Consider the following 20659-nt stretch of genomic DNA (forward strand, 5'->3'; position numbering starts at 1 on the left):
CTATGCAAAAAATAAACCTTCTGATTTTAGATGATAAAAAGGAAAATATAATCAGTCTAACAGCGCTACTGCAGGACTTAGAATACGTAAACATCATTAGCTCGACAGACCCAAATGAAGCATTAAAAATTTGTTGGAAAGATGGAATCTCTATTGCATTGGTCGATGTACAAATGCCCGAGATAAATGGTTTTGAATTCGTCTCGTTTTTAAAATCAAACCCAAAAACGAGCCATATAATTGCAATTATGGTCACTGCAATATCCAAAGAAGATAAATATTTACTCAAAGGTTTAGAAAGTGGTGCTGTCGATTATTTGTATAAACCCCTAAATCCGGAAATTACTATTGCTAAAGTAAAATCCTTTGTCAAGCAACTCTATATACAAGAAGAATTAAAACTCAAAAACTCGGCACTTGAAGAATCAAAAAAAGAATTGATCCGACTAAACCAAGCGGCCGAAGAAGCCAAGAAATCCAAAGAAATATTTTTAGCAAATATGAGTCATGAAATCCGCACGCCAATTAATGGGATTGTCGGCATCATTCATATGCTACGCGGTTCACAATTGACGAGCGAGCAACGTGACTGGATTAGTCGGCTGGATATCGCGTCAAACTCCCTAATACTCATTATCAACGACATTCTTGACATATCAAAAATTGATTCTGGAATGATGAAAATTGAGGAGGAAAGTTTCTCTATTCGCCAGAAACTTGAAAATATTAGCCATATTTTTAAAAATAAGGCTGAACAAAAAAACTTAGCCTTTATCCTAGAAATTGACCCGAAGTTACCTAAATTCATCAAAACCGACTCGTTACGCGTACAGCAAATCATCAACAATTTCATCTCAAACAGTATAAAATTCACGGAATCGGGCAAGATTATTTTAAAAGCAGAAGTAACCGATCAGGTAGACAAAAATATCACTATAAAATTCTCGGTTGTCGATACTGGGATTGGGATTCAAGAAGACGCCATAGAAAAAGTATTTTTAGCGTTCGAACAAGGCGACGACGGCATCACTAAAAAATATGGGGGTACGGGACTGGGGCTAGCGATTGTGAAGAAGCTCGCGGAACTACTAAAAGGCGAGATCACCGTCAAGAGCGAATATGGAAAGGGTTCTGAATTTGCATTTATAGCAACTTTCCAAGAAGTAGACGACATGGGGCGGCACAAAAAAGATCAACATGACAAAATTGATAACCTAGAAGCTTTGGGAGCGTTAAAAGTGCTTGTTGCCGAAGACAACGATCTCAACAGTTTCATGCTTGCTCATATTTTAAAATCCTGGGGATGCCAGGTAGATCTTGTAAAGAACGGACGTCAAGCCGTGGATCACGTCAGTCAAGAGAATTATGATTTGATCTTAATGGACACACATATGCCTGTGCTATCCGGCTTTGAGGCGATACGCGAAATCAAAAAGATGAACCATACGCAAAAGTCTTATATCCCAATCATAACGATCTCTGCATCCGTACTCGAACACGAACAGGCCGCGGCATATGAAGCTGGTGCCGACGGCGTGATCGGAAAACCATTCGACCCCTCGGACTTGCATAAGCAAATACGAGCAATACTGGGCAAGAGTGGCTAGGACTCGCAATTATGGTAATTTTTTATTAAGTTTGCTTAAAGCAAAATAAAACAAATGAAAAAATTATTCACACTTCCTGCGATCGCCGTTGCGCTGACATTCGCAGCATGTGGTGGTGGTTCAGAAAACAACACCACCGCGGAAACGACAGAACAGTCTACAACTACTTCAACCGAAACAGTACCAGGTATTGAAAATGTAGAATCTTCCAACACAATAACTGTCGAAGCAAATGACCAAATGAAATTTGACACGGAGCTACTGAAGGTTAAAGCCGGTGAGCCTGTTGAATTAACGCTTAAAAATGTTGGTACACTTCCAAAAGAGTCGATGGGCCATAACTTTATCATAGTTAAGCCAGGTGTAGATGTTGCTACTTTCGCAAGTGAAGCAGTTGCTGCTGTCGATGCAGACTATTTACCGAAAACATCTTTATCATCGGTTGCTGCCCATACAAAGTTATTGGGTCCTGGTGAAGAAGATAAAATAACCTTCACACTTGAAGCCGGTGTTTATACATTCCTTTGTAGTTTCCCCGGACATTATGGCGTGATGCAAGGTAAAATCGTTGCTGAATAAACGTCAATTCGATTAAAAAAATATAAAGGCACTTGCAACACAACAAGTGCCTTTCTTGATATAAAACCGTCCATTTTTACAAATGGAATACTATTAAGTTTGTTTAATTAATTAACTTTGGAATCGAAACTTTATTAATAATTCTATGCAATACGACGTAATCGTTATTGGAAGTGGCCCAGGTGGTTATGTAGCCGCTATCCGATGTGCGCAGCTAGGACTTAAAACGGCTGTTATCGAAAAATATAGCACTTTTGGGGGTACCTGTTTAAATGTAGGTTGTATCCCATCAAAAGCTCTTTTAGACAGTTCTGAGCATTTCCACAATGCAGCACACAACTTTGAAGCGCACGGAATCGCTTTGAGTAGCTTAAAAATTGATGTCAAGAAAATGATCGATCGTAAAAACGATGTGATTGCACAAAACACTTCCGGTATTACTTACCTATTTAAGAAAAATAAGATCGACACGGTTGAGGGTGTAGGTTCATTTATCGACAAGACTACAATCAAAGTAACAAAAACTGATGGTTCGATAGAAGAGTTAAAAACCAAAAACGTCATCATCGCAACTGGATCCAAGCCCACTGCTTTACCATTCCTCCCAATCGACAAAACCAGAATCATCACTTCAACTGAAGCGCTTAACCTTCAAGAAGTACCAAAACATCTTATCGTGATCGGAGGCGGAGTAATCGGTCTTGAATTGGGTTCCGTCTACGCGCGTTTAGGGGCCAAAGTATCCGTCGTAGAATACGCTAAGTCAATCATCGCAACAATGGATGGTGGTCTTGGCAAAGAGTTACAACGTGTGCTTAAGAAAAATTTAGGCATAGAATTCTTCACAAATCATAAAGTGACAGGTGCTACGGCTAAAGGCAAAAAGGTAACGGTTACTGCCGAGGACGCAAAAGGTCAAAACGTCCAGTTGGAAGGCGATTACTGCATAGTCGCTGTTGGTAGGTCTGCCTATACCAACGGACTAGGATTAGAAAACATCGGAATCACGCCAGAAGAACGTGGAAATAAAATCGCCGTTAATGAACACATGCAAACATCTGTCGAGGGTGTTTACGCTATCGGCGATGTCGTTAGAGGCGCTATGTTAGCTCATAAAGCAGAAGACGAAGGAATCTATGTTGCTGAACATATTGTGGGGCAAAAACCACACATTGACTACAACCTAATTCCTGGTGTGGTTTATACTTGGCCTGAAGTTGCATCCGTAGGTAAAACCGAGGAGCAACTTAAAGAAGCTGGTGTGAAGTATAAATCCGGTTCGTTTTCATTTAAGGCATCCGGTCGTGCGAAAGCCTCAGGCGATACTGACGGCTTTGTTAAAGTATTAGCAGATGCAAATACGGACGAAGTTCTAGGTGTGCATATGATTGGTCCACGGGCAGCTGATATGATTGCCGAATGTGTGGTAGCAATGGAATACCGTGCTTCAGCAGAAGATATCGGTAGAATTTGTCATGCGCATCCAACATTTACCGAGGCAACCAGAGAAGCGGCTTTAGCAGCTTCAGCAAACAGAGCGATCCACGCATAAAAAATACACTTAAAAAGCAGGCCACATTTCAGGCTTGCTTTTTCATTTTCTCCAACCTAACCCAACCAGAAACATATGAATTTTTATACACGTAAATGGATAAAACCCGAAGACTTAAACCCTAATGGAACTCTATTCGGAGGAACACTTTTACGCTGGATAGACGAAGAAGCAGTTATATACGCTATTATACAACTTGGCAATCCATACATTGTCACAAAATACATCTCGGAAATAAACTTTGTTAGTTCAGCTGTTCAAGGTGATATTATTGAAATGGGAATTGAAGCGCTCGATTTTGGTCGGACGTCGCTGACGATGCGATGCGAGGTCCGTAATAAAATCACCCGAAAAACGATTCTATCAATAGATAGGTTAGTCTTCGTCAATTTGGATAAAGACGGCTCCCCGACTCCACACAATAAAACTGAAATTACATACGCCTACATGGGGATTGACCGTACGACCAAATAATTAGATTTTCTGGTGGTGCACCAACTTTTTCACATCCCGTTCAACCCAAAATGATACGATCGGGATTAACGAAATTACAAGATATTTCGCAACGCGTGAGAAGGGCCACTTGTATTCGCGCCAACATAGAATAAGCAATAAGACGAAAACAACAACTAAAAACCCATGTATAGAGCCCACTGCTTGTACCGCTTCGGGAACTCCACCAAAATATTTCAATGGCATGGCAACGAAAAATAAGATCACTGTCGAAATCGCTTCCCATAGCGCAACTTGTTGAAAAATACGTAGCATAAAATCGATAAAAAGATGTGCTGGCAAAAATACATGCAAAAACGTAAAGCCGGGTATTTAATTAATCAATTGACGGAAGTTTGACAACTCTACCGAAATACCTTTGAAAATAACGTGCTATCAAAAAAAGCGTTACTTGAAACCCAAAAAAATATGTATTTTTGGGATGTTATCATACTAAGAACAAAAGTCTGAACTACAAATATTTTATAATCATCTTTTCTAGGCTTCATCAGCCGAAAAAAACATGACCATCAAAAAAAACAATATTTATGAATTACGACATCATTGTAATCGGTAGCGGTCCTGGAGGGTATGTTGCAGCGATTCGCGCATCCCAATTAGGTTTCAAAACTGCAATCATCGAGCGAGAATCGCTAGGTGGTATCTGTTTGAATTGGGGCTGTATCCCTACCAAAGCATTACTAAAAAGCGCTCAGGTATTTGAATATTTAAACCATGCTGAAGAATATGGTATCAAAGTACAAGGTGGAGAAGCGGACTTCCCTGCTATTGTAAAACGAAGCCGTGGTGTAGCAGATGGAATGAGCAAAGGTATCCAGTTTTTAATGAAGAAAAACAAGATCGATGTGATCATGGGTACGGCACAGGTAAAAAAAGGCGGCAAGATTGACGTTAAAACTGCAGATGGTTCGGTAAAAGAGTATACTGCAAAACACACAATCTTGGCAACAGGAGCACGTTCGCGCGAATTGCCTAACCTGCCACAAGATGGGAAAAAGATTATAGGTTACCGAGAAGCTATGAGCCTTGAACAACAACCTAAATCATTGGTTGTTGTTGGATCTGGAGCCATCGGAGTTGAGTTCGCCTATTTTTATAATGCAATTGGAACAAAAGTGACAATCGTTGAATTCATGGATAGAATTGTTCCAGTTGAAGACGAGGAAGTATCCAAGCAGCTAGAAAAATCATTAAAAAAGGCCGGGATCAATATCCTTACTAAGTCCGAGGTTCAATCTGTAGATACGGCAGGCTCGCTTAGCAAAGTATCAATTAAAACTGCCAAAGGAACCGAAACAATCGAAGCAGAAGTTGTTTTATCGGCGGTGGGTATCGCTCCAAATATCGAAAACTTAGGGCTGGAAGAAACCGGTATTAAGACGGAAAAAGGACGCGTTTTAGTAGATGATTTCTATAAGACAAATGTTGACGGCGTATATGCTATTGGTGACATTGTCAAAGGACAAGCACTTGCGCATGTCGCTTCGGCCGAGGGTATCACCTGTGTTGAGAAGATCAAAGGCTTACACGTGGAACCAATCGATTATAATAACATTCCAGGATGTACGTATTGTTCGCCAGAGATTGCATCTGTGGGGTATACCGAGAAAGCCGCTAAAGAAGCGGGCCATGAAGTTAAAGTTGGTAAATTCCCCTTTTCTGCTTCCGGTAAAGCGTCCGCTTCGGGTGCAAAAGATGGTTTCGTTAAATTAGTATTTGACGCCAAATATGGAGAATTATTAGGTGCTCACTTAATTGGCTCAAACGTAACGGAAATGATTGCTGAAATTGTTGTAGCAAGAAAACTTGAAACTACTGGGCACGAGATAATAAAATCCGTTCACCCTCATCCAACAATGAGTGAGGCGATTATGGAAGCAGCAGCAGATGCATACGGTGAAGTAATTCACTTATAAATATAAGCAGCAGCATTAAAAAAATGGGATGTGGCCTAGCGGTACATCCCATTTTTTTATAAAAAGTTGGCCTCGAGATTTACGCTTCTACTTTAAAACTAATTTCGACTTAAATACGACCGTTTGGGGAGCTGTATCTTCTTTCGCCCCAATTTGTTCAAATAAGATCTCGGCAGCCTTGCGGGCTTGTTTATCTGGATCCTGCTCGATACTGCCCATTGGTGGGTTCTCCATATATTTCCACAGGGGGTAATTCGCATAACTGATAAAATAGATATCTTTCTTTTGTACGAGACCTTTCTGCCGCACGTATTTCATTATATCCAGCGTCACAAAGTCGTTAAACGAGACAATCGCCGAAGGCCGATCAGGAACGGCTAATAACTTTTCAATAGCGTCAATGTTACCCCGCTCAGTCAGATCCGTACTCACGACATATTTGTCGTCATATTGCAGCGATTCACTTTCTAAAGCGGTACGGTAAGCACTATCCCGATCTTGGGATGCTAGGAGATTTTCAGGCCCGTTTATCAACGCGATATTTTGATGCCCAATAGAAGCAAATGCTTGAATCGCTTCTTTCATTCCTGAGGAGAGATCACTATAGACTTTATTTACGGCTTCAATCTTGGGGACGCAATCGAAAAACACGATGGGTATTTCCGATTCGCTCAACATTTCAACAAAACTAAGGTCTTCGGTATTTTTACCCAGAGACATAAGAATACCATCTACACGGTGTTTTCTAAATGTATGAATAATTTGAAGCTCCCGTGCAGCGTCATCATGGGACTGCCCCATTAACACGGTGTAGTTCTGGTCTGCCGCTACATTCTCAATCTCACTGATTGCTGAAGAAAAAAAAGGTTCCGACAAACTTGGCAAAATAACGCCGATCGTAAAAGTACGCCGCTGTTTAAAAAAGATTGCGGTTTGATTCGGCTCATAATTGAGCTCCTCGGCGACTTTCTTTACACGCATAGTGGTTACCAGACCAATGCTTGGATGATCATTCAAAGCGCGAGAAACGGTCGACGGTGAGATCTTTAATTTCCGCGCTATTTCCTTTATTGTAGCTGGTTTCTTCTTCATGCGTCATATTAATTTAATTAAGTAATTCTATTTTAATTTCATTTCCGACTTGGAAAATTTATACATCCCATTTTTAGAACGATTTTGATCGATCGAACGCGTAAATTTAGCCTTGTTTGGTCGGATTTGGCCGTTACGTGCGGCTACAAGTTTTGATGCACTTAGATCAAAACTACCCGTTTTTATATGCTGAAGCACTGCCGCTAGCATACTTTCATCCTTATCGCCAAAATCCTCGAAACTATTGAATTCCCATACGTTGTCATCCACTTCTAGCCCTTCGAAATAATCGCCTTCTCCTTGTGCATTTTGTGTCTTAAAAGAGGATACATAGAGTTCTATATCATCATCCATTATCGGCAGCCCAAAAAAACCAACCGGCTTACCGAAGGTTTTCTCAGCGACCTGTTGATTGTTATTATCCACTGAATAGGTACTTAATAACTTCACATCCATATACGGTCTTAATGAGTTTATAAGCAGCTCACTTGCCGAGGCAGTCGAGGAACTCACAATAAAATAAACGCGAGGCAGATTAATTGTCCCACGTTTACGATAATGAACGGGACCAAAAGCGGAGTCTTGTTCGAGCCACTGCCAATCGTCGTCTAATAAGGTATTAGTCTTGTACTCGTACATAAGTTGTTTGTCCGCAGAAATTGGCGCAATTCGATCGGCCAAGTATTCTGAGGTAACCACTGCCCCCCCACCATTGTAGCGCATATCAATAACCAACTCATCGATCCCTTCATTTTGAAAACCATTAAATATATCTTCAAAACGGCGGTACATTGTGGTAAATGCTCCTTGGTCACTTATGGTGGAGACAAACGAACTGAAGGCTAGATATCCGATCTTTTTACCTTCTTGCGTAATGACCTGGTGATCCAGGATAGGATCAAAATCATATTGCACGCTTCCGACTTCTTTTTCTTCTACCGTGCCGTCTGCCTTCACAAATTTTAACTGAAGACTACTCGCATTTAAATATTCATTAATTTTTCTAAAATCTTGAGCAAATTGCGTATCGTAATCAATATTGGTATCTCCATCAATACTGAGTATCCTAGTACCACGGCGTATACCAGCATTATAAGCCGGCGATTTATAATCGACCATTTGTACATATAAATCTGCATTTTCCCCCGAACTCTCTGTCTGAAGAAAGAAAACATACATTCCAAAGCTAGTTGCCACTGCATCTTGGATCTCACCGCTTACGACTCCTTGGCGATCTAAGAAACTATACCAGTCATAGTTTTTTCCTGTCGAACCGGCCCGTGTTAGATCCTTCAACCATTCTAATACATCCTCCGCGGATTCATAATCTCGGGTGTATGACCGTACAAGTTCTTCGTCTTCAATATCATTCAAGTTACGAGGAGGCAAATAATCTTGCCAGAGTGACAACAATTTAGTGTAATAAAAAACGGAATCTTTTAATGTGTCCTCTTTTACTAGAATTTCATCTTTATCTTCATCAGTTCCTGGTCCTGGAGCTGTGCTATCCTTCTTACACGCTGAGAAACTCATCAAAACGAGCATCAAAACGGTAACTGGAATATATTTCTTCATAATTTTTCGATTAGTAAAGTTGACGTAAAACAAGAATATCAGTGGCTTTAACGCCATATTCCAGTCCAATATAATCAATAGGATTGATATTTCTAAATCTTAACTCTTGTACAAAATACACTTTAAGCGACGACAAGTAGGAAGTAAATTCTCCCCAATCGATATGTTTCAACTTATTGAGCTGCTCGATCGGATTCCCGTCGGTAAGAATCGTAACAACCTTGCCCGTCGCTATTATTTCTTTAAATAATAACTTCGCTTGGGGTGTTAAAAAGAGCTTCAACGGAAGTGTAGCGTTAGCGCGCAAACGCTCAAAATTCTCCAAATAGCTCACCGGCAGTTCAAAGTGAGCCAAAGTTTCTTTCACGACATCTACCCCAACGTTATCTTCGTCTCGCTCATAGGCGGCTTTCATAAAGTCTACCAGCGATGAGGCACGACTGGTGCCCTCGGTATAATCGACAAAATTTGCAAAAAGATAATAGACCTGTAATATATATTCCCGCCTGGGAAACAACACATCATCGATTTCAAACGCGTATACTGAATGCCCTTGACTCAAAATACTGTTAGACATGTAAAAATATTAGGTTAAACATAAAACGATTGCCTCTTGATCGTCCGACTGTATTCCGACACCTGAAAAATCTGAATTAGGCAGTTTTATACCGGTAACAAGATCCTCTCCTTTGCTAAATACTTGAAGCAGTAAACCAGGTGCTGGATCTTCAACACCCGTCGTTTCTTCTAAGCTTTCCGGTATTAAAACATGTATTCCGTATTCCGCAAATAAAACGCGTGCTTGATGGAGTCCGGCTAGTTCCTGTTTTGAAAGTGGCAAAACAAATTGACAGCCTTCATCTAAACACAACTTAAGGAGTTCATGGGCGAAAGTGGGATTACGACCTGTTGGAATTTTTCGATAACCCGTTTTCAGCAAGACATCGGGAAACACTTCACTACTTCCAAAAAGCACCGTGTATTTAAAGCTTAGCAACTTACTAACGCGTTGTGCAAATGGCCTCGTCCCGCATGTAATTAATATTTTTTCCATACAATTAACTAATCATACCATCTCTCATGTGTATCGTTCGATCTGAGATTCCGGCAAGTTCTTCATTATGTGTAACGATTATGAAAGTCTGATGTAAAGACTCGCGTAATTCAAAAAAAAGTTGGTGTAAAGAGGTTGCATTTTCTGAATCTAGATTTCCCGATGGTTCATCCGCTAATATCAGCGAAGGGTTATTCACTAGTGCACGTGCGACAGAAACACGTTGTTGCTCGCCTCCAGACATTTCCGAAGGCTTATGGTGAGCACGATTTTCAACACCTAGACGCGCTAAAAGCTCCATTGCTCGGCTTTCGGCTTGCTTTTTATTTATACCATTGATAAATGCCGGTATACAAACATTTTCTAGTGCCGAAAATTCAGGAAGAAGGTGATGAAATTGAAACACAAATCCGATGTGTTGATTGCGAAATAAGCTCAGTTTTCTCTCACCCAAGCCCGCTATATTCACATCGTTGATAATCAAATCACCACTATCGGGCTTATCAAGCGTCCCTATTATGTGCAGAAACGTGCTCTTCCCCGCACCGGAGGCTCCAACTATCGAAACGATTTCCCCCTTTTCCACCGACAGGTTTACGTCACGTAAAATTGGCAACTTTCCAAATGATTTATTAATATGACTTGCTTTCAATATCATAATGCGAAGGTAATGAAAATGCCACAAAAACTTCAGCAATACTTATGCAGTCATTAAAGGCGGATTGTTCTCATTATTTTACCTACAATTTACTTGCCCCTTCCATTAAAAAATGCTAATTTTACCACAAATTTTTTAAGATGAACATTCACGAATATCAAGCAAAAGAAATACTTAAAGGTTTTGGCGTAAGAGTTCAAGAAGGATTTCTTGCAGAAACTCCGGAGCAGGCTGTACAGGCTGCCCAAACGTTGAAACAAGATCTTAACTCTGACTGGGTTGTGATTAAAGCACAGATCCACGCTGGTGGCCGAGGCAAGGGTGGTGGTGTAAAATTAGCTAAAAACCACGATGAGGTATTACAACGTGCTACCGACATTATTGGTATGCAGTTGGTCACTCCACAAACGGGCCCCGAAGGCAAGAAAGTGCATAAAGTATTAGTTGCACAAGATGTTTACTACCCTGGAGAAAGTGAGACAAAAGAATTCTACGTTTCTGTATTGTTAGATCGTGCAAAAGGCCGCGACATCATCATGTACTCTACCGAAGGTGGAATGGACATTGAGGAAGTAGCTGAAAAAACACCACACTTAATCTTTAAAGAAGAAATCGACCCTAAGGCTGGATTACAAGGTTTTCAAGCACGCAAAATCGCATTCAATTTAGGCTTACAAGGTGCTGCACAAAAAGACATGGTGAAATTTATCATTTCACTGTACAAAGCATACGATAGCATCGATGCATCGCTGTTTGAAATCAACCCTGTACTTAAAACTTCAGACGATAAAATACTCGCCGTTGACGCGAAAGTAAATTTCGACGAAAACGCATTGTACCGCCACAAAGACTATGCTGCATTACGTGACATATTGGAAGAAGATCCTACGGAAGTTGAAGCAGGCGAATCAAACCTAAACTATGTTAAACTTGACGGTAACGTTGGGTGTATGGTAAACGGTGCTGGTTTAGCCATGGCGACAATGGATATCATTAAAATAGCCGGTGGTGAGCCAGCTAACTTTTTAGATGTCGGCGGTACAGCTAACGCAGAGACGGTAAAAGCAGGTTTCAACATTATCTTGAAAGATCCAAACGTAAAAGCAATACTCATTAACATTTTTGGTGGTATCGTCCGCTGTGACCGTGTTGCTCAGGGGGTAATCGACGCTTACCAAGAGATTGGAAATATTCCAGTTCCAATTATTGTACGACTTCAAGGAACAAATGCTGCTGAAGCTAAAACATTAATTGACGAATCAGGCTTACAGGTATACTCGGCTATCCAACTTAAAGAGGCTGCCGAACTTGTAACAAAAGTTTTAAACGACTAATATTTTTATTAGGATATTAAAAAGCCTTTGGAAATTTCCAAAGGCTTTTTTAATTTGCAATAATACGCTATTGTTAGCCTATGGCCCGCTTAAACCAAGAAATAAAATCGGGCAGCTTTGATTTGCATTTAGCGGATTTAGGTGTCGGATTTAGCAAATAATACGCTATTTTTGTAACCGATGTTTCAAGAACATCAACGAATATTATTATTAAAAATGGAACACACACGTATTAAAGAATTATTACAGTCAGATAAGTTTGACAATGATGTAATTGTTAAAGGTTGGGTAAGAACTTTCAGAAACAATCAATTTATTGCGATTAACGATGGCTCTACAATTCACAACATACAAGCAGTGGTTGATTTTGAACAGACCGATGACTCGCTATTAAAGCGTATTACTACGGGTGCTGCAGTACGCGTCGAAGGTAAGTTGATCGAATCCTTAGGAAAAGGTCAACGCGTAGAAATTAAGGTTACGGATTTACAAATTTTAGGCGATTCAGATCCCGAAAAATACCCGCTTCAACCCAAAAAACACAGCCTCGAGTTCTTACGCGAAATAGCGCATTTGCGATTCAGAACAGGAACATTCAACGCGATTTTCAAAATCCGTCATGCACTATCGTTCGCTGTGCATCAATTCTTCAACGAACGCGAATTTGTCTATTTGCACACTCCCATCATCACCGGGTCCGATGCAGAGGGTGCTGGTGAAATGTTCCGTGTGACGACGCTAGATCTTGACAATTTGCCACGCACCGATTCTGGTGAGATTGACTTCAAAGAAGACTTCTTCGGCAAATCAACAAATCTTACTGTATCCGGTCAGCTTGAGGGTGAGTTAGCAGCGATGGCTTTTGGAAATATTTATACTTTTGGCCCGACCTTTCGCGCCGAGAATTCGAATACAACTCGCCATCTTGCTGAGTTTTGGATGATCGAACCAGAGATGGCTTTCTATGAACTCGAAGATAACATGGATCTGGCTGAAGCCTTACTGAAATATGTAATCAATTATGCGCTGGAGCATTGTCCTGATGAAATCGAGCTACTGAAAACAAGATTATTCGAGGAGGAAAAAACTAAACCACAGAACGAACGCTCTGCGCTAAACTTGGTTGAAAAACTAAACTTCGTAATAGAAAACAATTTTGAACGCGTTTCCTACACAGATGCCATCGAAATTCTTAAACGCAGCAAGCCTAATCAAAAGAAACAGTTTAAATACTTAATCGATGAATGGGGCGCAGACTTGCAGTCTGAACATGAGCGTTATCTTGTGGAGAAACACTTTAAAAAGCCCGTGATCTTAACCGATTACCCGCGTGAAATCAAATCTTTCTACATGAAACAGAACGAGCCTGATGCGCAGGGACGCCACACCGTTCGTGCTATGGACATTTTGTTCCCTGGAATCGGCGAAATGGTTGGTGGATCTCAACGCGAGGAAAGCCTTGATAAACTGTTAGCTAGAATGGCCGAGGTCGGAATCCCCGAGGAAGAAATAGATTGGTTCTTAGATACGCGTCGTTTTGGCTCCGCACCGCATTCGGGTTTCGGAGTCGGGTTTGAAAGGCTTATTCTTTTCGTGACCGGAATGACAAACATAAGAGATGTTATTCCGTTCCCCCGAACACCTAAAAACGCAGAATTTTAGTAGACAATAAGCGCAACAAAAAATCCTCATAAAAACACTTTCATGAGGATTTTTGTTTATATAGAAAACACCTAATCATGCTGATAAGAATATACGAAGACAATCCTAACGCCAAAGCCATAACAGAGGCCGTGAACGTTTTAAAAAAAGGTGGTGTAATTATCTACCCCACCGATACTGTATATGGTATCGGCTGCGATATCACAAACCACAGGGCTATTGAACGACTATGTCAAATACGCGGGTTGAACCCTGCAAAATCAAACCTTTCTTTCATCTGTCACGATCTCACTGCGATATCTAACTTCACCAGGCCATTTGATACCGCTGTATTCCGCGTTTTAAAGAAAGCGTTACCAGGCCCCTTTACTTTTATTTTTAATGCAAGTGGCCAAGTACCAAAGCTTCTAAGTTCAAAGAAGAAAACGGTCGGAATCCGTGTCCCAAACAATAATATCGTACGGGCTATAGTACAGGAATTGGGTAACCCAATTATCACTTCCTCTATTCATGACGAAGATGAAATTATAGAATACTCTACGGACCCGGAACTTATACACGAAAAATATGAAGATCTCGTCGACCTTGTTATCGACGGCGGCTACGGTGATAATGTTGCTTCAACGATAATTGACCTTACCAATGGTGAATTTGAGGTTGTGCGCGAGGGAAAAGGTGATATCGAGGATTATATATAACCGTGTTATCTTCGCGCGCGACTAGCGGGATCCTGTGGCCTGCTGATTCAGTTAGTTATAAAATGATAAACTCTTCGACAATGACATGGCCGACGTACTCGTTCACACGTCCTATGATTTGTCTGCGCATCATGGCAAGTTCATTTTTTATTACCGCAGACTCGACTTTAACAAAAAGCTTTTTCTCGTGAATATATATTTTTTTTGTTCGGTTAGCGATTGCATTTCCGATAATATCGGGCCAAGCACGCACGATCGACGATTCGTCAAATTTCGAACGTAAACGGTAGACATCAATCCACTTCTCAATTGCCACTTTAATTCCGATATCATCCCGCGTGGGTATTTCGTCAAATTTCTTTTTATACATCGACCGCACCTCCTTTAACTTCAAAAATACGAATTGGCTTTGCTATTTCATCAAAAATTCGTTCAATTCTTTTTCCATCCGTGTCAGTTAGAAAAATTTGTCCAAATTGATCTTCAGAAACAAGCTGCATGAGCTTCTTAGTACGACATTCATCGAGCTTATCAAAAATATCATCTAATAACAATAGTGGTTTGGTTTTTTTCTTTTGAGCCAAATAACTGTATTGTGCAAGTTTTAATCCGATTAAAAATGATTTTTGTTGCCCCTGAGACCCAAACTTTTTAAGTGGCATGCCATCGTGAATCGCAAACAATAGATCATCTTTATGTATTCCTTGAGAGGTTCTCTCCAATGCACGGTCCTTTTCCAAATTAATGCGAAGAAGGGTTTCCATATCATTCTCCATAAGCGGAGATTCATAAGATAAATTCACTATTTCCGCATCGGCACTCAGGTACTGGTAATAACGTTGGAATTCAGGCAAAAACTCCATCATGAACTGCTTTCTACGATGAAAAATACGTTCACCAGCGTCCGTGAGTTGAATGTTCAATACCTCAAGTACGCCCATATCTAACACCCCCTTTTCACGCACCTGCTTTAATAAAGTGTTACGCTGCAACATGATCTTATTATACTGTATCAGAATATCTAGATACAAGTTGTCCGTCTGGGAAATTACATTATCAATAAATTTACGGCGTTCCTCACTCCCATCGTTAATAATGGACGTATCATTTGGCGAGATCATAACAATCGGAAATTGTCCGATATGGTCGGCAAGACGGCTATAATCCTTTTTATTCTTCTTGAATTGTTTTTTTTGATTCCGCTTTAAGCTACAAGCGACGGTATCGGAGGAGTGCTCCTTTTCGAAAACCCCCTGAACCATAAACCAGTCTAAACCTTTTTTTATATGTTGGGAATCAATCGGATTGAAATAAGACTTACAAAGGGCTAAATAATGAATTGCGTCCAATAGATTGGTTTTTCCCGCCCCGTTCGCACCGGCAAATGCATTTACTTGAGGTAAAAATTCAAGAAAAGATTCGGAATAATTTTTAAAATTTAATACAGAGAGTTGCTTCAACCACATGGTGCGCCAAGATAAGTACCAAAATTAACAAATGTATAGCACAATTTATGACTTAAGTACAAATAGCGACACCTATAACAAATCGTTTACTTTACTTCCTCAAAGTCAATGAACTCCCCTGCCTTACCAGTACCTTTACGCGGTTTAGTATCCACCCCAGGTATATAGTGAACGTGGATTTCGCCTTCATCTTTGGGTTGAGTTTGCTGCCTAAATTGGCTGAACGGATCTTGATTCGCATGGCGATTTTGTCCAGCACTGGCCGATGCGTGCTGCTGCGCAGTACGCATTAGCCGTTCAGATACCTTACGCAATGCAAAGGGCATTACCAACCGTAGCAAAAAACGAACTGCGTAAAATATAATAAAAAAAATCGCTATAAATTTCAAAAATGCCATATCTAAAAACCTTTAAACCAAAAATAATAAAAATTTAATAGAAATTCCGTCAACAAAATGTCAGCAAGAAGTCGGTTAACATTAATTAACCCTCATAACAGGAATAATACGATTAAAATGACTCTAAATGCAGATAAAAGCTAATTCGTTAATTTTCTAACAGCTTCCTGCACGGCTCGCGCCAGTTCCTCTGCTTTATGAGATCCAATAATATACACCAGTCCATCCTTATCCGTTAACCAAATAGCATCCTTTCCTCCCGAATAAAAACGAATCTTCCCATTTTTATGCAAGTTATAAACGGGATTATTAAAAATGAACGTACTATATGGTTTGAGCTCCACTTTCTTGATATTAAAGAGATCAATCTTCACCAACTTTGAAGACCAAAGACCACTAAGTATCAAAAACTTGCCATCGACAACTGTTTTATAATGCACCATATATATCATTATCATCGAAACGATAATGACTCCCACCCCCACAATAAAAAACAACTGTTGAGAGGGAAGATGTTCAATATTCAAATAGCTTGCAATAAAACAAAACAACACCAATATTAACCGAACACTAATCCATGTCGCATCGCGTCCCAAATACTGTTTTTCCTGAAAAAGATAATGTCCACCCATAGTGCTTAATTGGATTCTATAATATATACTTTCTTTGTGTTTTCCGTAACGCGGTATCGATTGTCTAATCTATAATTAGCAATCCATATTAAATCACCATTTCCATTGACTAATATCGGAACACGCTTCTTCTGAAACAAATTTACCTTCTGTTGAATAAAAAAATCACTGACCTTTTTCTTACCAGCCATCCCTAAAGGATAAAAAACATCTCCTCGTTGCCATAGCCGTAAATGTAGTGGAAAAATTAAAAGATCAAAATCAACTTGCGCCTTCGTCACGTCCTTATAAATATGTAAGTCGGTACTCGTATGCATCGAAAAACTACCGCCCTGGAAACTAACAGATTCCATATCTAACTGTAAATTAGTCACCGCATCTTGTATGCGCGTTATTTCTCGAGGACGTAGACATAACGTCTGCCGATCAAGTAACATTTCAAAACTAGCAGATTGAAAAACCTTGCCCGCGGTACTATTAAAATTAGCTTGTAAGTCGGACAACACTTCAACGGTGAAGCCATACTCTCGGAACAATTCGTACAACAACGGCACATTCTCTATATACTCGCTTATCGCCTTCTTGTTAATCACCAGCATCTCTCCCTCCTGCTGAAAGAGTTTATCTCTAATTGGTTTGACAAAGAAATCTAAAAGTTCTGCAGTCTGGCGAAATCGATCCATATTTTCCACCATGATCTTATCGAATTCAGATGTAAGTTCTTTGAACTTCGGCAAAATATCGAGTCGTAGCTTATTTCGCACATATTTCGTGGAGAAATTTGACTGGTCATCCCGATAAGGGATCGCCAAGCGATTAACTTCTTCCGTAATCTCTTGGGACCCGGCAAACAACAAAGGACGAATAATATGTCCTCGCCGTGGCAAGATACCCTGCAGCCCCGTAATACCCGTTCCGCGAGATAAATTTAAAAAAGCCGTCTCAATATGATCGTTTTGATGCTGGCCTACAGCAATACAATCTGCCTCGAGCGCTATACGTTTTTGTTCAAACCAGCTGTATCGTAAATCCCGAGCAGCCATCTGTATAGACACCTGATTTTTCTCAGCATACTGCTGGGTATCAAAATGTTCAACCACACAAGGCACTCCGCGACCCGCAGCAAAAGCAACTACTAACTGCTCATCTAAATCCGATTCGGCTCCGCGCAAATGGAAATTGCAATGCAAAATCACACAATTATATCCGGCCTCCAAAAAAAGGTAAGCCATAAGCATGGAATCGCGACCACCGCTGACGGCAAGCAAAACCTTGTCTTGAAAACGCACCGAAAGTGGGTTTTGGAGGTATTCCTGGAAACGGTCAATCATGTGCATAAACCAAAGTTAAAACTTTAATTTGAGCAAAAGTATTTCCAATGAAAATTTATCCTTTAACAAAAATTTGCTAATTAATTAACTATTTTTGCCGTCGTGAAGCGCTATATACTATCGGTACTCAGCATATGTTGTATTTTCTTTGCATATGCACAAAACCCTGTCGGACGACAATCCGGTGGACAAGAGGATCGTTTGACGCTTATCTCCTCTCGCAACGTGATCATTAACTCCCAATCCGGAAGAACAATCTACTATAACGGTGTTTTTGAACATAAGGGGAGCACCTTATCAGCAGACAGCAGTTACATGTATGAAGATGAGCTAAAGAGGCAGTTTTTCGAGGCGTTTGGAAACGTAGTTATTACACAACCTTCAGGAACGCTTATTTATTCGGATAAATTGCATTATAATGCCACGCCGCAAATCGCGACATTGGTCAATAACGTCCGAATGGTTGATGAAGGGTCAATACTGACGACGAACCATCTGGTATATAAAATGCGTGACCAGATTGGAACATACACCGATGGTGGACGTATCATCACAGGTACGGACACGATAACCTCGAAAAATGGCTATTATTTTGAGCGGTCGCAGGATGCCTATTTCCGAAACAAAGTTGTTGTCCGTTCACCCGATGTAAAGATCTACACCGATACCATGCGTTATAATTCCACACTGCGGACTACCTATTTTTTCGGGCCTACAGATATTAAGGGAAATGCAGGTGAGAATCTCTATACTGAAAAAGGCAACTACCAGACTGAAAACGGTATCGCTAAATTTTCCTTAAATAACTTGTACAATAGTGAGTCGAAATTTCTTAAGGGCGATAGCTTATACTATGACCGTGCCTCCGGAATTGGTAAAGCGTACAACAATGTCGTCTTTGTAGACACCCTCGACAAGTTCTACGCCTATGGAGGATACGGGCTATATGACCAGAGAACGGAATCTATCACGATGACGGACAAACCGTTGATCGTAACGATAGTAAAAAACGATTCAACCAAAACCGATTCCGTCGAAACCGACTCGACGCAAAACAAAATCGTAAAGGTAGAAGGCGCTGCTGTTGACACGCTAAAAACAGTAAAAGAAGATCCAAGCCAACTGGCGGAATTTACCGCAGATAGCGTTGTCGCAACCGATTCTTTATTACAACCTCCCCTAAAAGACACAGCTCCTCTGGTTGACTCCGTTTATATGACCGCCGACACTCTGTTTTCACAGATGATCTTTTTAAAAGACTATAAGGCACTCAACTTTAATCTCGACAGAGATGGTGGAGCAATAGAAGTCGAACCAGAGATTGATTACGGAGACGAAGAGGATTATGGCGATTTCCAAGATGATAGTACCACTGCGATCTCCGGGACTGTGGATACCGATAGAACGCTGCTTAATGATAGCGTTCGTTTAGATGCGGATCTTCCAGAGGCCATCTCTGATTTACCTCCTGACAGCACAGAAAAACCCAACAAGAAGCAGCGCATCAAAAAGGCCGTCTCACCACTATCACCGGCCGAAAAGGACAGTGCAAACATGATTAACTCAACGATGGAACAAGACTCCATTATCCGTATGAAAGCGGTTATCCCGAGTGCAGCGCAAGCCGATAGCATTATCAACAACGCACTAACCGCTGCGCAGACCACAGATACGACGAGCAAAGATACTAGTAACACCGCCTATCTCGATACTGCACGCACCAGAATAGTAAAAGCTTACTACAATGTCCGGATGTTCAAGTCGGACCTGCAGGCTGTGGCTGATTCTGTTTATTACGGTATGGCCGATTCCATGTTCCGTTTTATGGGTAAACCGATGATCTGGACCGAAGGTTCACAAATTTCATCCGACACCATTTACTTGCAAGCATTAAACCAACGGCTAGACAATGCATTATTGGTCGGAAATGCATTTATGGTAAACGCTGTACTGGACACGCTCAAATTTAACCAACTGAAAGGTCGAAAAATCACCGCCTTTTTTGCAAATAATTCGATAGATCGAATGTACGTAGACGGAAATGCAGAGAATCTGGTCTTTTCTACGAATGACTCGACCAATACCATTACGGAAATGTTTCACGACCGAGGTGCGCGGATCAAAATTAAGATGGAAGGCAAGAAAATCATTGATTATATAACAATTCGCAAAGTTGATCAACGCGTTTATCCATTTAGACTGGTCACACAAGAGAATGAAGTGTTACCAGGGTTTACTTGGCGGCCGCAAGACAGGCCGACCTCTAAAGAGGATATGATCAGTCGTAAACGAGACAGTGGAAGCGCTTCGGTAGAGCAGAATGCAGACAGTACTGTAAATGAGATTAATCGCCCGACGAGCTTGAATAAACAGGAGCCTGATGAATCCCTAGAACCTGCGGTAAAGGAAAACAACACGCAAACACCAGAGATTAATGCACTTGACCCCGTCTTGCCAAAGGAGCCCCTAGAAGCCTCCCCCATTATTGAAAAACCAGAAAAAAAAGAGTTTGAAACCCCTGTAAATCAAAGCACTCTTCCCAAAAATATATCCGAGAAAAAAGACCGTTAATACGTTCGCGCGCGCCTAAGC

General features: G+C 40.7%; 20 protein-coding genes. 9 read left to right on the forward strand and 11 right to left on the reverse strand.

The features are described 5' to 3' along the window. Positions 1–2 precede the first annotated feature (2 nt). The 4 genes from FM107_RS07040 (at position 3) to FM107_RS07055 (ending at position 4212) form a co-directional block, all read left to right on the forward strand. Positions 3–1607, forward strand: coding sequence for a response regulator (locus FM107_RS07040; protein WP_086947795.1), 1605 nt, complete (start codon positions 3–5; stop codon positions 1605–1607). A 54-nt stretch (positions 1608–1661) separates the two neighbouring features. Further along, positions 1662–2186, forward strand: a complete 525-nt coding sequence (locus FM107_RS07045; protein WP_086947796.1) for a plastocyanin/azurin family copper-binding protein — start codon at positions 1662–1664, stop codon at positions 2184–2186. 145 nt (positions 2187–2331) lie between these two features. After that, the gene (gene lpdA / locus FM107_RS07050; protein ID WP_086947797.1) at positions 2332–3738 is read left to right on the forward strand and encodes a dihydrolipoyl dehydrogenase; all 1407 of its coding nucleotides are present in this window, start codon (positions 2332–2334) and stop codon (positions 3736–3738) included. Between the two features lie 75 nt (positions 3739–3813). Next, complete coding sequence (locus tag FM107_RS07055; protein ID WP_086947798.1) at positions 3814–4212, forward strand: acyl-CoA thioesterase; 399 nt, start codon at positions 3814–3816, stop codon at positions 4210–4212. Here the strand turns inward: FM107_RS07055 and FM107_RS07060 are convergent, their stop codons facing one another. Further along, positions 4213–4506: a DUF3817 domain-containing protein gene (locus FM107_RS07060; protein ID WP_086947799.1), complete on the reverse strand. Its 294-nt coding sequence runs from the start codon at positions 4504–4506 to the stop codon at positions 4213–4215. 272 nt (positions 4507–4778) lie between these two features. Here FM107_RS07060 and lpdA (FM107_RS07065) point away from each other — a divergent pair, with 272 nt between their 5' ends. Continuing rightward, a complete protein-coding gene (gene lpdA, locus FM107_RS07065; protein ID WP_086947800.1) occupies positions 4779–6167 on the forward strand; it encodes a dihydrolipoyl dehydrogenase in 1389 nt (462 codons plus the stop codon). 87 nt (positions 6168–6254) lie between these two features. On the opposite strand, the gene FM107_RS07070 is transcribed toward lpdA (FM107_RS07065), so the two are convergent. Genes FM107_RS07070 through FM107_RS07090 form a run of 5 tightly spaced genes read right to left on the reverse strand, consistent with a single transcriptional unit; the run spans position 6255 to position 10543 of the window. Next, positions 6255–7259 carry a LacI family DNA-binding transcriptional regulator gene (locus FM107_RS07070; RefSeq protein ID WP_086947801.1) on the reverse strand — a complete coding sequence of 335 codons (1005 nt, stop codon included), beginning with the start codon at positions 7257–7259 and terminating at the stop codon, positions 6255–6257. A 27-nt stretch (positions 7260–7286) separates the two neighbouring features. After that, positions 7287–8834 carry a S41 family peptidase gene (locus FM107_RS07075; RefSeq protein ID WP_179204420.1) on the reverse strand — a complete coding sequence of 516 codons (1548 nt, stop codon included), beginning with the start codon at positions 8832–8834 and terminating at the stop codon, positions 7287–7289. A gap of 10 nt (positions 8835–8844) precedes the next feature. After that, positions 8845–9411 carry a hypothetical protein gene (locus FM107_RS07080; protein WP_086947803.1) on the reverse strand — a complete coding sequence of 189 codons (567 nt, stop codon included), beginning with the start codon at positions 9409–9411 and terminating at the stop codon, positions 8845–8847. A 9-nt stretch (positions 9412–9420) separates the two neighbouring features. Continuing rightward, positions 9421–9888, reverse strand: a complete 468-nt coding sequence (locus tag FM107_RS07085; RefSeq protein ID WP_086947804.1) for a hypothetical protein — start codon at positions 9886–9888, stop codon at positions 9421–9423. 4 nt (positions 9889–9892) lie between these two features. After that, a complete protein-coding gene (locus tag FM107_RS07090; RefSeq protein WP_179204430.1) occupies positions 9893–10543 on the reverse strand; it encodes an ABC transporter ATP-binding protein in 651 nt (216 codons plus the stop codon). A 143-nt stretch (positions 10544–10686) separates the two neighbouring features. Here FM107_RS07090 and sucC point away from each other — a divergent pair, with 143 nt between their 5' ends. From sucC to FM107_RS07105, 3 genes are all read left to right on the forward strand, one after another. After that, positions 10687–11880, forward strand: a complete 1194-nt coding sequence (sucC, locus tag FM107_RS07095; protein WP_086947806.1) for an ADP-forming succinate--CoA ligase subunit beta — start codon at positions 10687–10689, stop codon at positions 11878–11880. A 216-nt stretch (positions 11881–12096) separates the two neighbouring features. Beyond that, positions 12097–13542, forward strand: coding sequence for an asparagine--tRNA ligase (asnS, locus tag FM107_RS07100; protein ID WP_086947971.1), 1446 nt, complete (start codon positions 12097–12099; stop codon positions 13540–13542). A gap of 77 nt (positions 13543–13619) precedes the next feature. Beyond that, positions 13620–14240: an L-threonylcarbamoyladenylate synthase gene (locus FM107_RS07105; RefSeq protein WP_086947807.1), complete on the forward strand. Its 621-nt coding sequence runs from the start codon at positions 13620–13622 to the stop codon at positions 14238–14240. 55 nt (positions 14241–14295) lie between these two features. Here FM107_RS07105 and FM107_RS07110 read toward each other — a convergent pair whose 3' ends face one another. The 5 genes from FM107_RS07110 to tilS form a co-directional block, all read right to left on the reverse strand. Next, positions 14296–14610 carry a DUF721 domain-containing protein gene (locus tag FM107_RS07110; protein ID WP_086947808.1) on the reverse strand — a complete coding sequence of 105 codons (315 nt, stop codon included), beginning with the start codon at positions 14608–14610 and terminating at the stop codon, positions 14296–14298. Beyond that, complete coding sequence (locus FM107_RS07115) at positions 14603–15706, reverse strand: DNA replication/repair protein RecF (protein WP_086947809.1); 1104 nt, start codon at positions 15704–15706, stop codon at positions 14603–14605. The genes FM107_RS07110 and FM107_RS07115 overlap by 8 nt, the downstream gene beginning before the upstream one ends. Before the next feature lie 86 nt (positions 15707–15792). Beyond that, positions 15793–16104 carry a DUF4834 family protein gene (locus FM107_RS07120; RefSeq protein WP_086947810.1) on the reverse strand — a complete coding sequence of 104 codons (312 nt, stop codon included), beginning with the start codon at positions 16102–16104 and terminating at the stop codon, positions 15793–15795. Between the two features lie 140 nt (positions 16105–16244). Then, positions 16245–16736: a hypothetical protein gene (locus FM107_RS07125; RefSeq protein ID WP_086947811.1), complete on the reverse strand. Its 492-nt coding sequence runs from the start codon at positions 16734–16736 to the stop codon at positions 16245–16247. 5 nt (positions 16737–16741) lie between these two features. After that, positions 16742–18073 carry a tRNA lysidine(34) synthetase TilS gene (tilS, locus tag FM107_RS07130; RefSeq protein WP_086947812.1) on the reverse strand — a complete coding sequence of 444 codons (1332 nt, stop codon included), beginning with the start codon at positions 18071–18073 and terminating at the stop codon, positions 16742–16744. Positions 18074–18169: 96 nt separating this feature from the next. Between tilS and FM107_RS07135 the strand changes: the two genes are divergently transcribed. After that, on the forward strand, positions 18170–20638 hold the full coding sequence (locus tag FM107_RS07135) for an OstA-like protein (protein WP_256959393.1): 2469 nt from the start codon (positions 18170–18172) through the stop codon (positions 20636–20638). Positions 20639–20659 lie beyond the last annotated feature (21 nt).

It is taken from the genome of Sphingobacterium sp. JB170 (assembly GCF_900163865.1).
In the GTDB taxonomy this organism is placed as follows: domain Bacteria; phylum Bacteroidota; class Bacteroidia; order Sphingobacteriales; family Sphingobacteriaceae; genus Sphingobacterium.